Raw genomic sequence first — 13,171 nt, 5'->3', positions numbered from 1 at the left:
CACGAACGCTTTCAAGTCGGTCTGAAAGTTAACGTGTTTTATCAGTTTAGCTAAGAGTTGCGGCTTTGGCGCGAATAGCCCGAATCATCGCCTCCAGCCCTTGTGAACGAGACGGTGTGAGGTGCTGTGCGAGCGCCATTTTTTCAAACCACGGACGCACATCAAAATTCACAATATCCTGGGCCGTCATGCGATCATACAAAATGAATACCACGGCAATAAGTCCTTTAACAATTGCCGCATCACTGTCGCCCTGTAATTCAATAATCCCTTCGCCATTCTGGTTCATAACAATCCATACCTGACTTTGACATCCCTGGATGCTATTTTCCGGGCAGCGTAGGTCGTCGTTTAATTCCGGCAAACGCTGACCCAGCTCAATAATGTACAGGTATTTCTCTTCCCAATTAGCGCAACGCAGAAAATTACGCAACAACTTTTCTTTATCCGGTAGCGCAGCCATAACGCCTCCCTGTTAGCCCAGTAAATGATGAATACGCTTGAGGCCCGTTACCAGGCGATCCACTTCTTCATGGGTGTTGTACATTGCAATCGACGCCCGGCACATAGCAGGAACGTTATAGTAGGCCATCAGCGGCATAGCGCAGTGATGTCCCGTCCGCACGGCTATTCCATAGTTATCAAGAAAACTGCCGACGTCAAAGGCGTGATGTTTACCAAGGTTAAATGCAATCACACCCAGGCGGTTATCCGGCCCGTAGAGCGTCAAATCAGGTACATCTGCCAGCTGCTCCAATGCATAGCGCATCATGAACTGTTCATATTCGCTGATTTCAGTAAGCCCCAGTGCTGAAACATACTCAATAGCCGCGCCGAGTCCGATAATACCTCCGGTGTTTGGCGTTCCGGCTTCAAAACGCCAGGGGGCTTTGGCCCACGTTGTTCCCTGACTCAAACTCACCGTCGCAATCATTGAACCACCGCCTTCCCAGGGTGGCATCTCCTGCAACAGCGACTCTCTGGCATACAGAACGCCAATACCGGTTGGTCCATAAAGTTTATGCCCGGAGAAAACATAAAAATCGCAATCCAGTGCCTGGACATCCACCTGATGATGCATCACCGCCTGCGCGCCATCCACCAACACTTTTGCGCCGTATTGATGCGCTAGCTCAATCATTTCCGATAACGGGTTCTCGGTACCCAACACGTTAGAAACGTGGGTAATCGCCAGCAGTTGCGTACGATCGTCAAACAGCGTCGGCAGCGTCTCCAGCTGCAACGTACCATCGGCATTGAGCGGAATAACACGCAGCTCTGCCCCTACGCGGGCACACAGCATCTGCCAGGGCACAATATTGGCGTGGTGCTCCATTTCGCTGATGATAATGTTATCGCCCGCTCGCACATTGCTGCTGCCCCAGCTGTTCGCCACCAGATTGATGCCTTCCGTCGTACCACGAACAAACACCAGCTCTTCCGCTGAGCGGGCGTTAATAAACAACGAGGCAAGCTTGCGCACATTTTCCATTTTTTCCGTGGCCTGGGCGCTCAGCGTATGAATACCGCGGTGGACCGCCGCATAGCCGTGACGATAAAACTCGGCCTCGGCATCAATCACCTGATTGGGTTTTTGCGCGCTGGCAGCGCTGTCCAGATACGCCAACGGTAAACCGTTCACTTCACGCGTCAGGACCGGAAAGTCTGCCCGTACTTTTTCAATGGGAAATGTCATGCTGCGCCTCCCGGCAAGCGTTGGGCGATCCGCGCCAGTACCTGTTGTTTCAGCGTTTCATCGCCCAGGGCTTCCGTCAGCTCAGCGGCAAACGCATAGAGAATCATGTGTTGAGCATCCTGCTGACCGATTCCGCGTGAACGCAGATAGAACATCTGCTCGTCGTCGATCCGTCCTACCGTCGCCCCGTGGCTGCATTTCACGTCGTCGGCGTAGATTTCGAGCTGTGGCTTGGTATCCACCTCCGCCAGCTTTCCGAGCAACAGATTATTGTTGGTCATCTGACCGTCGGTTTTGATAGCGTGCTGGGCGACGTTGATCAGACCATTGAATACCGCCCGCCCCTTATCGCTGACAATCGTTTTATGCAGCTGGCGACTGTTGCAATACCCTTTATTGTGCTCAAGCCAGGTCCGTGTATCACAGACTTCATTTTTCACCGGCATCGCCAGACTGTTCAGCCGAAGCGTGGTGTTTTCGCCGTTAAGCTGCGTACTGGTGTTATGGCGCAATACCGCATCACCAAGCAAGAAACTGTGGCTAACGGCAGTAGCATCCGCGCCCAATTGAATGTCATTATGCGCGAAGTGGTGGCTGAGGGGATTTTCGAACGCCAGTTTGATATGGCGCAAATGGGCGTTTGCCGCGACGTTCATCGTTAAGCGTGCGCCAGTGAAATGGCGACGCTCGCTGAGGCTGGCATAGTGTTCAATGACGGTGGCTTCTGCGCCTTCCGCTAGCTCCAGATGGTGGCGATAGTGCGCCGTATTCACCTCGTCGCCCGCCAGCCCCTGGGTTATATGCAGCAGCAGCAGCGGTTTCGCGGGGCGCTGGTTACGCTTCACCTGAATGTGCGTTACGCTACGGGACAGGCTTTCGGTAAGGTGCAAAAACACTTCCGGTTGGATAGCCGCTGGCAGCGCCTGGCGCGCATCGTCAATGGTAATGTCAAAACCGCTACCGTCTGTGCTGTCGCTGAGCGTTGGAAAGAATTGCCCGTCAACAAACACCAGTCGTACAGCATCAATTGTCGGCGACAACGCTGCACATTGGGCTGACGTTATCTCAGCGACATGACTGACAAACTGGCTGTTGGTTAATCCCTCCAGCGGCGTGTATTTCCAGTCCTCATGTTTACGCGTTGGCAGCCCCAGACGCAGCATCTGTTGCAAGTGCTGCTGCGCATGGTGTGAGCGTGTCTCCCCTTGCGTCTCAAACAGATGGTGCCACTGTTGCAGCACGTTACTGCTGTTCGCTAAGCCAGCCATAACCTTGCTCCTCCAGTTGTTTGACCAGCGTAAAATCGCCGGACTTCACAATTCGCCCCTGGTAGAGAACGTGAACAAAATCGGGTTTGATATAGTCCAGGATGCGCTGATAGTGAGTGACGATAATGAATGAGCGTTTCCCGTCACGCAGCGAGTTCACGCCATCCGCAACGATTTTCAGCGCATCAATATCCAGGCCGGAATCTGACTCATCAAGAATGCACAACTGAGGCTCCAGTACGGCCATTTGCAGAATGTCATTACGTTTTTTCTCACCGCCGGAGAAACCGACGTTTACCGAGCGCGTGAGCAAATCTTCCGGCATCTTCAGCAGCGCAATTTTCTCTTCCATCAGGTCCTGGAAGTCGAACCTGTCCAGCGACTCTTCGCCACGGTAACTTCGCACCGCATTCAGCGCCGTTTGCAGGAAAAACTGGTTACTGACGCCAGGGATTTCCACCGGATACTGGAATGCCATGAAGATCCCTTCACCGGCCCGGTCTTCCGGCGACAGTTCCAGTAAATCTTTGCCATTGAACTCTACCGTTCCGCCAGTGACGTCGTAGTCTTCCCGTCCAGCGAGAGTTGCAGAAAGCGTACTTTTCCCTGAACCGTTTGGTCCCATAATGGCGTGGACTTCTCCGGGGCGAACCTCAAGGCTCAACCCACGCAGGATCGCCTTATCTTCCACACTGACCTGTAAATCTTTGATGCTTAACATGTGCTTTCCTTAAAATTTAACCGACGCTGTGCTCAAGACTTATGGCGAGAAGTTTTTGCGCTTCCACGGCAAACTCCAGCGGCAGTTCAGAGAACACGTCTTTACAGAAACCATTCACGATCATAGAAATGGCATCCTCTTCACTGATGCCGCGCTGCAGGCAGTAAAACAACTGGTCTTCACCAATACGCGACGTGGTGGCTTCATGTTCAAGCTGGGCGCTATTGTTACGACACTCCACATACGGGAAGGTGTGTGCCCCGCAATCCGCACCGATCAACATCGAGTCGCATTGGGTAAAGTTGCGGGCGTTAGTAGCGGTCGGCATGATTTTCACTAAGCCGCGATAACTGTTCTGACTGTGTCCGGCGGAGATCCCTTTCGAGATAATGGTCGATTTGGTGTGTTTGCCAATGTGGATCATTTTGGTGCCGGTATCGGCCTGCTGATGTCCACTGGTCAGCGCGACTGAGTAGAATTCGCCGATCGAGTTGTCGCCACGCAAAATGCAGCTTGGGTATTTCCAGGTAATGGCCGAGCCGGTCTCCGACTGCGTCCACGACATTTTGCTGTTTTCGCCTTCGCAGAGTGCGCGCTTGGTGACGAAATTCAAAATACCGCCCGTATTGCCATCACCGGGAAACCAGTTTTGCACCGTGGAGTATTTCACTTCGGCATCTTTGTGGATGATGACTTCCACCACCGCCGCGTGTAGTTGGTAACTGTCGCGCACCGGGGCTGAACAACCTTCGATATAGCTGACGTAGCTGCCCTCATCCGCAACCAGAATGGTGCGTTCAAACTGCCCGGTTTTTTCCGCATTGATACGGAAATAGGTCGACAGCTCCATTGGGCAACGCACGCCTTTCGGTACATAAATAAACGTGCCGTCAGATGCCACCGCCGCATTCAGCGCGGCAAAGAAATTGTCATTGCCGGGGACAACCGTGCCCAGGTACTGTTTTACCAGCTCAGGATGATCGTGAATGGCCTCACCGAACGAACAGAAAATAATGCCCTGCTCCGCCAGTTTGTCGCGATAGGTGGTCGCTACCGATACCGAGTCGAAAATAGCATCAACCGCCACTTCTTTGCCTTCACGTACCGGCACGCCAAGCTGTTCGAATGCGTCCTCAACCTCTTTGCTTAAAAATGCATTCGCGCCCGTTTGCTGTACCGCTCCCGGTTCAGAAGCACAGGTTTCATCGCAGTTACCGCAGGAAGGTGCGGAGTAATAGCTGTACTCCTGATAATTCAGTTTGTCGTAATGCGCTTTAAGCCAGTGTGGTTCTTCCATGGTCAGCCACGCTTTAAAGGCATTCAGGCGAAATTCCAGCATCCAGTCGGGTTCATTTCGTTTTGCCGAAATCGCGCGCACGACATCTTCATTGATCCCTTTTGCCAGCTCATCGGTTTGCAGTTGGGTGAAGAAGCCCTCTTTGTAATTAAGGTGCCCGCCAGCCCAGGTGTTGACATCGTCAGTTGCTTCAGTATTACGAGACATAGTACCGCCTATACCCCAAAACTTTCGCCACAGCCGCATTCGTTCTGGGCTTTCGGGTTATGAAATTTAAATAACTGGTTTAATCCTTCGCGAACGAAATCGACTTCTGTGCCGTCAATGAACGGCATCGCCTGCAACGGCACATAAAGTCTGGCGCCCTCCGTTTCAAACAGCAGATCGTCTTTTTCAGGTTGGCGGACGGTATCCAGCACGTAGCCGAATCCCGCGCACCCTGTTTGCTTCACGCCTAACCGTACGCCCAACATGTCAGGTTGCTTTGCCACCAGCTCACGGATATGCGCCGCAGCCGCTGGCGTTAACGTCAGTCCACGCCAGGCAAAATCGTCCGGGTTAAATGTTCCTGAATGCAATTCCATAGGGTTACCTCGAGTCACTAGCTTTAAAGCTATAACATCATGTTAGTGATAATGATTATCACTTCAACCCCTCAACAGCAGGGGCATTCGGGTTAATCGCCCTTTTTGGCTACTTTTACTAAGCATAGACCCTGCAGCGAGGGTTTACAGGGATGGATTATTTTGTTCAATGCATTGATTAATAATGGATTATGGAAATCCAATCGTTCAGTCAGGTCAAATGACAAAAGATGTATAGAAAATGTCTATTTAAGGGATAGGTGGGGATGAAGGTAGGGAAAAACAATTCAAATAATAAACAAGCAACAAAAAACCCTTAAGTCTGCTTGTTGGCAGGCTTAAGGGTTCCGGCCCCATCCGGCGCTTATCTCCGGCACTCATATTGGCTTAGCTCTTGAAGGGGCGATAAGAAGAATCTCATACACTGATTAGTTTTTTTTAACACTAATTGCGGTTTGACTCTTTTATAAACGCGTTCAATCACATATTTAACACTGTGCCTCACTGAGCGTGTCCAGCAGCAGGCGTAGCCCTGCGGGTTGATGTTCACGTGAAAGGTATAAACCATAAATCGGCAGGCATTTAGGTTGAAGTTCTGGCAGTAATCGAATTAGCTTTCCCTGCGCCAGCCCTTCCTGCGCCTCCAGCTCTGGCACCAACGCGATCCCCATTCCTGACACCGCCGACTCGCAGAGCAGCGAAGAGATCCCTGCACTCAAATTCCCTTTGATTGCAACGGAGACAGACTGCCCCTGAGCATCCACAAAGTGCCAGGATTGTCCGGCAAAACCGCTGTAGTAAAGGCAATTGTGCCGTGTGAGATCGTCGATTGTCTCAGGCGTGCCATGTTGATGCAAATAATCTGCGGACGCGCAAAGTACCGATTTACAGTCGCCCAACCGACGGGCGATGGTTCCTGGCTCGGGATTTTCCGTTATGCGGATCGCCACATCGATGCGTTCCCCCACAAGGCTTACCGGTTGATTATTGATCTCCACCTCAATACGTAATTGCGGATATTGCTCCATAAACGACGGCAGAACCGGAGCAAGAATATGCATGGCAGTAAAATGGGCGCAGGCCACACGTAGCGTGCCGGAGGGAATTTGCGCTCCACTGGCGGCACCTATGTCCAGCGAAAGTTGCGCCAGAGAACGCGTCTTCAGTAATGCCTCTTCACCCGCTGGCGTGATCGTCAAGCGACGCGATGAGCGATGGATAAGCCTTGCACCTGCCCATTTTTCCATCTCGTCGAGGTAACGACTGACCATCGGACGGGAAAGCCCCAGCGCACGCGCGGCAGCGCTCAGACTGCCCAAATCACAGATATGGTTGAATACCGTTGCCGCCATCACTCTGTCCATTGCATCCCATCCGATCGTTTTATGAAACTCAGCATGTCCTAATGAGGGAATTCTAACAGATCCGAATTGCCTTAAAATACGGGAACTATCAAAAGACAATTTCCTGCACAAGGTTACCTGGTATGAAAATTAAAACTCTGGCTCTGCTGTTACCTCTGTTTGCGTCTTCAGCTTTCGCCGCGCCGCTACAGCTGGACGTCTATAATCCACAGGATAAGGCTATTTTCCCGGTTTCTTCGACGCTGGTGTCTGGCCCAAAAGAGGCGATTTTGTTTGACGCCCAGTTCAGCACCAAAGATGGCGAACAGTTGGTTCAGATGATTCGCGCCAGCGGTAAAACGCTGAAGGCTATCGTGATCACTTCCGGCGATCCGGATTTCTATTTTGGTCTGCAACCCATCGTCAAAGCCTTCCCACAGGTAAAAGTCCTGGCAACGCCGCAGGTGGTAGACCATATCCGCGCCACCAAAGAGGCCAAGCTGCAATTCTGGGGCCCACAAATGAAGGACGGCGCGCCAACATCGCTCACCGTTCCGCAGGCGACTACGCAAACACAGTTCACGGTTGATGGCGAAACGCTGGAACTGCGTCACTCCAACGAATATGCAGCGTATATCTGGATCCCGGCGAATCGAGCCATTATTGGCGGCACAGGCGTGGCTTCAGGTATTCACGTCTGGACGGCGGATACACAGTCTGAACAACAACGTAGTGCATGGCGTAGCGTGCTGAGCGAAATGCAGAGCTTACAGCCCACTCAGGTGGTCCCGGGTCATTACATTGGTGAACGCCCAACCGGCGATAAAGCGATCCGCTTCACTCAGGACTATTTGCAGTCGTTTGAGCAGGCGCTAGGGGCGAAGAAAGGATCGGACTATGTGATTAAAACCATGACGGCAGCATGGCCAGATCTGGCGGACGTAAGCTCGCTGGAACTAAGTGCGAAGGTTAACAGTGGCGAGATGAAGTGGTAATGAAGATTTAAGGCAAAAAATAACCCCGAACGCATGTCGGGGTTTCGTTACGATAAGCATACCGGAATCAATGAACGCCCATGCGCCAGGCAAAATAGATCTCTTCTTTCAGTTCAGTTGAAGAGAGTGCTAACAGATCTGCAAACTCCAGCTCAAGCTGTTTCAGCCTTTTCAGGTACTGAGCCGGTGAAAGATCGGTTTTATCACGACGTAAAAACTCTATTGCCAGTTGGGCCGGGTCTAATTGGGTAGACATATCATCCTCGCTTGTGTTCAAAACCTGCACAGTATAACACCATTCCCTGTGCAGATAATGACCAAAAGCAATATGCATCACAAAATTGCGGTCGTCAGACGCGACGTGCAGCACAATCGTCCCTGCTCATCGAATATTTCTATTTGCCACACCTGGTGACGAGAACCAGTATGTAACGCGCGACATACGCCCCTGACGTGCCCTTCCCGTGCAGAACGGATATGGTTGGCGTTGATCTCCAGGCCCACCACTTTCTGCTCACCCTGAGTACAAAGGTATCCCGCTACCGAACCAATACTTTCCGCCAGCACCACGGATGCGCCGCCGTGCAACAAACCAAAGGGTTGTTTGGTGCGATGGTCCACCGGCATCGTCGCTTCCAGCGTATCGTCGCCAATGTGCACAAAACGAATATCGAGCAACCCAACCATATTTCCTTGACCCATGGCATTAAGCGCCTCGAGTGTGACTTCACGTTTCCAGATCATCCTATAATCTCCAGCAGTGCCTGTAATGGGTGGCGAACGCCCGTACCTTCAACGCGTTTAACCTGGCTGCGACAGGAGTACCCTGTAGCCAGACAACGGTTACGTGGCAATCGTTGCATTGCCTGGTGCCATGATAACTCATAGATCCCCAATGAGTTTTGGTGATTTTTCACTTCGTGCCCGTAGGTGCCAGCCATACCACAGCATCCCACGCTGACGTTCTCCAGCTTTGCGCCAAAGCGAGCAAAAATAGTCGCCCACTGTGCAGGCGCGCCCGGCAAAGCCGTCACTTCGGTACAGTGGCCAAAGAAGTACCACGGTTCACCGCCAACAGCGACTGACTGCTGTGTTTCCACAGCTTTCGATAACCATTCGTTGGCCAGCAGCACATGGAAATCACCCCGCAGTTCTCCCAGCACCAGCTTGTATTCATCGCGATAACAAAGCACCAGCGCCGGATCAACTCCCACCATCGGAATATTCAGCTTCGCTACACGGTTAAGAAACTCGGATGTCTTTTTCGCCGTTTTGGCAAAACGGTTTAAAAAGCCTTTAATGTGCTGCGCCTTGCCATTTGGCGAAAACGGCAGCAGTACCGGCTGCATACCCAGTTTTTCTACCAGACGTATAAAATCAGCGACCACCTGCGCATCGTAATAGCTGGTGAAAGGGTCCTGCACCACCAGCACCGTACGGGCTTTTTGCTCGAGGCTGAGTAATTCGAGCTGTTCCAGCGTCATATTGGCGGAACGATGTCCCACCAGTTGGCGTTGCAGCGATGGCGCAGACAACAGCGGTAAATCAACCATTCCAATGTGCTTTTTAGCCAGATTTCGCACCAGCGGCTGATTGATGAAGAAGTTAAACGTTTTAGGCGCCCGCGCCATTAGCGGTGCATAGCTCTCAACGGTCGCCACCATATGATCGCGCAACGGGCGCAGATAACGCGTGTGGTACAGCTGCAGGAAGCGTGAGCGAAACTCCGGCACATCAATTTTAATCGGACACTGTGTGGAACAGGCTTTACACGCCAGGCACCCTGACATCGCCTCTTTTACTTCGTGCGAGAAATCGTATTCGCCCTTGCGTGCATGCCAGCTGTTGCGGGTACGGGTAATCAGCGTGCGTAAACTGGCGCGTTTCTCCGGTAGCTCTTTTTCCAGTTGCACAGGATCGATCCCGCGATCGGCCAACAGACGCAGCCATTCACGTACCAGCGTAGCTCGCCCTTTCGGAGAATGGATACGGTTAAGGCTGATTTTCATCGACGGACACATGGGGCTTTTCGCATCGAAGTTAAAGCATAACCCGTTGCCATTACACTCCATTGCCCCACGCCACTCCTGGCGTACGGCCAGCGGGATTTGACGGTCATACGTTCCGCGTTTCACCGCGTCCACTTTCATCATCGGCGCATCAACGTCTTCCGGTGGACAGATTTTGCCGGGATTGAGCCGGTTTTGCGGATCAAACACCGATTTCACTTTGCGCAGTTCACGATACAGTTCATCACCGAAAAATGCCGGACTGTATTCCGCACGGAAACCTTTCCCGTGCTCACCCCACAACAGACCGCCATATTTTGCCGTCAGCGCGACGACATCATCAGAAATGCGTTTCATCAGCACTTCCTGCTGCGGGTCGCACATATCCAACGCCGGTCTGACGTGCAGCACCCCAGCATCCACGTGGCCGAACATGCCGTAACTCAGACCATGGCTGTCGAGCAGCGCGCGAAACTCGGCAATATAGTCAGCCAGATGCTCCGGTGGAACGCAGGTATCCTCGGCAAATGGAATTGGCTTCGCTGAACCTTTTGCATTGCCCAGCAGACCGACGGCCTTTTTACGCATGGCGTAAATACGTTCGACACCCGCCAGCTCGGTACACAGCTGCCAGCCAATAACGCCCGCTTCCTGACGAGCGATTAACCCATCCAGGCGTTCGCAGAGTGCGCTGACTTGCGAATTAATCAAGGTTTCGTCGTCACCGGCAAACTCGACAATATTCAGGCCCAGCATCTCTTTATCCGCTACATCGGTAATCAGTTCGCTTACCGAGTGCCAGACGATGTCTTCACGCGCCAGATTGAGTACTTTGGAGTCGACGGTTTCTACCGACAGTGCGCGCGCTTCCACCATCACCGGCGCGTTACGCAACGCCGAATCAAACGAATCGTACTTAACGTTAACCAACTGTCTGACTTTGGGCAGTGGCGTGATATCAAGGCGGGCTTCGGTGATAAACGCCAGCGTACCTTCAGAGCCGGTAAGAATGCGGGTTAAATCAAATTCGGTCATCTCATCGTTAAAGACGTGCCGCAGATCGTAACCCGTCAGGAAGCGATTAAGTTTCGGGAATTTATCCATGATCAGCTGTCGGTTATCACGACAACGCTCATAAACGGTCTTATAGATACGGCCAATCGTGGTATTGCTTTTACCCAGCATTTCGGCAAGCTCGACCGGCATGGGCTGGGTATCCAGAATATCACCGCCCATCAGCACCGCACGGATGCCCAACACATGATCGGAAGTTTTACCGTAAACCAACGATCCTTGCCCGGACGCATCGGTGTTGATCATCCCGCCGAGCGTTGCCCGGTTACTGGTGGATAATTCGGGGGCAAAGAAATAGCCGTATGGCTTCAGAAACTGGTTGAGCTGGTCTTTTATCACCCCGGCTTCTACCCGCACCCAACCTTCTTGCGGGTTGATTTCAATAATGCGGCTCATATAGCGGGACATATCAACAATAATGCCCTGATTCAGCGCCTGACCGTTGGTCCCGGTGCCGCCGCCGCGTGGGGTAAAAATCAACGACGAGAAAAGCGGTTCTGCCGCCAGACGGGCGATTAGCGCCACATCTGCGGTTGAACGAGGGAAAACGACAGCATCAGGAAGCAGCTGATAAATACTGTTATCCGTCGACATTGTCAGACGATCGGCATAGCTCGTTGCCGTATCACCCGTGAATCCTTGCTGCTCCAGCGCCTGCAAAAAATTGAGCACCAGTTGAACGACACCTGGCGCCTGAGAAATTTGTGGAATCATTATAGTGACCCTTTCCTGCGGTCTGTGTTGTGAATTTAATCGTTTGCGTGTTGCTTTGTTTGTTGTATCACATTTTTTTCTAATACGCTCAGCAGATTTACAGGCAGAATCCGCCTGTTCAAAACCGCTGAAATTGCTCATCATTACAGGGTGTCATTTAAGTATTCACGTCGCGTCAACGTTCTGGCGCAAAGACAAAGGTGAAAAGTATTTATGGTAAATTTCCGTCAGCCCAGGGATATTGCACAAGTGCTGCTATCGGTGCTGTTTTTAGCCATCCTGATTGTGGCCTGTCTCTGGATTGTTCAGCCCTTTATCCTTGGTTTTGCCTGGGCAGGCACGATTGTCATTGCGACCTGGCCTATCCTGCTACGCTTACAAAAATTGCTCTGGGGACGCCGTTCACTTGCCGTACTGGTGATGACGCTGTTGTTAGTGCTGTTGTTCATCATCCCCATCGCGCTGCTGGTTAACAGTATCGTCGATGGCAGCGGGCCGCTAATCCATGCCGTAACCGCAGGTGATATGACGCTACCGGATCTGGCATGGTTGAACAGCATTCCACTGGTGGGTGCCAAAATGTATGGCGCATGGCACAGCTTACTGGATATGGGCGGCTCGGCCATTATGGCCAAGGTTCGTCCTTATATCGGTACCACCACCACCTGGTTCGTCGGTCAGGCCGCGCATATCGGCCGCTTTATGATGCACTGTGGTCTGATGCTGCTGTTCAGTGCCCTGTTGTACTGGCGCGGTGAACAGGTCGCATTAGGTATTCGTCACTTCGCTTGCCGTCTTGCCTCTAAACGTGGCGATGCTGCCATTTTGCTGGCCGCGCAAGCCATTCGCGCAGTCGCATTAGGCGTTGTGGTCACCGCTCTGGTGCAGGCAGTGCTCGGGGGAATTGGTCTGGCGGTAACCGGCGTGCCTTACGCCACGCTGCTGGCGGTATTGATGATCCTGTCTTGTCTGGTGCAGCTGGGGCCGTTGCCGGTGCTGATTCCGGCCATTATCTGGCTATACTGGACGGGGGATTCCACCTGGGGCACCGTGCTGTTGGTGTGGAGCGGCGTGGTCGGAACACTGGATAACGTGATTCGACCGATGCTGATTCGTATGGGTGCCGATTTGCCACTGATCCTGATTCTCTCCGGGGTCATCGGTGGACTGATTGCCTTCGGCATGATTGGTCTGTTTATCGGCCCAGTGGTACTGGCCGTTTCCTGGCGTCTGTTCTCCGCCTGGGTAAACGAAGCTCCTGCGCCAGGTACCAATCCGGATGAAATCCTCGAAGAAATTGCTGAAATCGAACGCAATAAGTAATCCAACATCAGGCGGCAGCGCCGCCTGATTGTTTAACAATACTAATCAATCCTCCCTCTTGCGGGATTAGACCTAACCTTGTCTTTCTTAAAATAATCATTTGTGTCGCAAATCCTTTACAGTTTTTAAACTATTGAGATGAATCTG

12 protein-coding genes are annotated in these 13,171 nt (G+C 52.2%); 2 read left to right on the top strand and 10 right to left on the bottom strand.

Translation table 11 applies throughout. The features are described from left to right. Nucleotides 1-46: 46 nt before the first annotated feature. The 7 genes from sufE to OGX89_RS22720 form a co-directional block, all read right to left on the bottom strand. Nucleotides 47-463: a cysteine desulfuration protein SufE gene (gene sufE / locus OGX89_RS22750; protein ID WP_003832654.1), complete on the bottom strand. Its 417-nt coding sequence runs from the start codon at nucleotides 461-463 to the stop codon at nucleotides 47-49. Nucleotides 464-475: 12 nt separating this feature from the next. After that, nucleotides 476-1,696 (bottom strand): cysteine desulfurase SufS, encoded by a 1,221-nt coding sequence (gene sufS / locus OGX89_RS22745; protein ID WP_008784609.1) that lies wholly within the window; start codon nucleotides 1,694-1,696, stop codon nucleotides 476-478. Beyond that, the gene (sufD, locus tag OGX89_RS22740) at nucleotides 1,693-2,964 is read right to left on the bottom strand and encodes a Fe-S cluster assembly protein SufD (RefSeq protein WP_003832650.1); all 1,272 of its coding nucleotides are present in this window, start codon (nucleotides 2,962-2,964) and stop codon (nucleotides 1,693-1,695) included. The genes sufS and sufD overlap by 4 nt, the downstream gene beginning before the upstream one ends. Continuing rightward, nucleotides 2,939-3,685, bottom strand: a complete 747-nt coding sequence (sufC, locus tag OGX89_RS22735; protein ID WP_003832649.1) for a Fe-S cluster assembly ATPase SufC — start codon at nucleotides 3,683-3,685, stop codon at nucleotides 2,939-2,941. The genes sufD and sufC overlap by 26 nt, the downstream gene beginning before the upstream one ends. Before the next feature lie 16 nt (nucleotides 3,686-3,701). Then, nucleotides 3,702-5,189, bottom strand: coding sequence for a Fe-S cluster assembly protein SufB (gene sufB, locus OGX89_RS22730; RefSeq protein WP_286561172.1), 1,488 nt, complete (start codon nucleotides 5,187-5,189; stop codon nucleotides 3,702-3,704). Between the two features lie 8 nt (nucleotides 5,190-5,197). Beyond that, complete coding sequence (gene sufA, locus OGX89_RS22725; RefSeq protein ID WP_003832645.1) at nucleotides 5,198-5,566, bottom strand: Fe-S cluster assembly scaffold SufA; 369 nt, start codon at nucleotides 5,564-5,566, stop codon at nucleotides 5,198-5,200. Nucleotides 5,567-6,054: 488 nt separating this feature from the next. Next, nucleotides 6,055-6,930: a LysR family transcriptional regulator gene (locus OGX89_RS22720; RefSeq protein WP_126318289.1), complete on the bottom strand. Its 876-nt coding sequence runs from the start codon at nucleotides 6,928-6,930 to the stop codon at nucleotides 6,055-6,057. Nucleotides 6,931-7,052: 122 nt separating this feature from the next. Here OGX89_RS22720 and OGX89_RS22715 point away from each other — a divergent pair, with 122 nt between their 5' ends. Continuing rightward, on the top strand, nucleotides 7,053-7,904 hold the full coding sequence (locus OGX89_RS22715; RefSeq protein ID WP_126956232.1) for a Vmh family MBL fold metallo-hydrolase: 852 nt from the start codon (nucleotides 7,053-7,055) through the stop codon (nucleotides 7,902-7,904). A 67-nt stretch (nucleotides 7,905-7,971) separates the two neighbouring features. Here OGX89_RS22715 and OGX89_RS22710 read toward each other — a convergent pair whose 3' ends face one another. The 3 genes from OGX89_RS22710 to ydiJ all read right to left on the bottom strand — a co-directional run bounded on the left by OGX89_RS22710 (nucleotide 7,972) and on the right by ydiJ (nucleotide 11,701). Then, a complete protein-coding gene (locus OGX89_RS22710; protein ID WP_003030540.1) occupies nucleotides 7,972-8,160 on the bottom strand; it encodes a YdiH family protein in 189 nt (62 codons plus the stop codon). A gap of 77 nt (nucleotides 8,161-8,237) precedes the next feature. Continuing rightward, on the bottom strand, nucleotides 8,238-8,648 hold the full coding sequence (menI, locus tag OGX89_RS22705) for a 1,4-dihydroxy-2-naphthoyl-CoA hydrolase (RefSeq protein ID WP_003832637.1): 411 nt from the start codon (nucleotides 8,646-8,648) through the stop codon (nucleotides 8,238-8,240). Continuing rightward, nucleotides 8,645-11,701, bottom strand: a complete 3,057-nt coding sequence (gene ydiJ / locus OGX89_RS22700; protein ID WP_063941510.1) for a D-2-hydroxyglutarate dehydrogenase YdiJ — start codon at nucleotides 11,699-11,701, stop codon at nucleotides 8,645-8,647. The genes menI and ydiJ overlap by 4 nt, the downstream gene beginning before the upstream one ends. A gap of 213 nt (nucleotides 11,702-11,914) precedes the next feature. Between ydiJ and ydiK the strand changes: the two genes are divergently transcribed. Next, nucleotides 11,915-13,024: an AI-2E family transporter YdiK gene (gene ydiK, locus OGX89_RS22695; protein WP_003832632.1), complete on the top strand. Its 1,110-nt coding sequence runs from the start codon at nucleotides 11,915-11,917 to the stop codon at nucleotides 13,022-13,024. The last annotated feature ends 147 nt before the right edge of the window (nucleotides 13,025-13,171 follow it).

Source organism: Citrobacter sp. Cpo103, assembly GCF_030332605.1.
Classification (GTDB): domain Bacteria; phylum Pseudomonadota; class Gammaproteobacteria; order Enterobacterales; family Enterobacteriaceae; genus Citrobacter; species Citrobacter portucalensis.
This window is presented reverse-complemented; position numbering and strand designations above follow the sequence as displayed.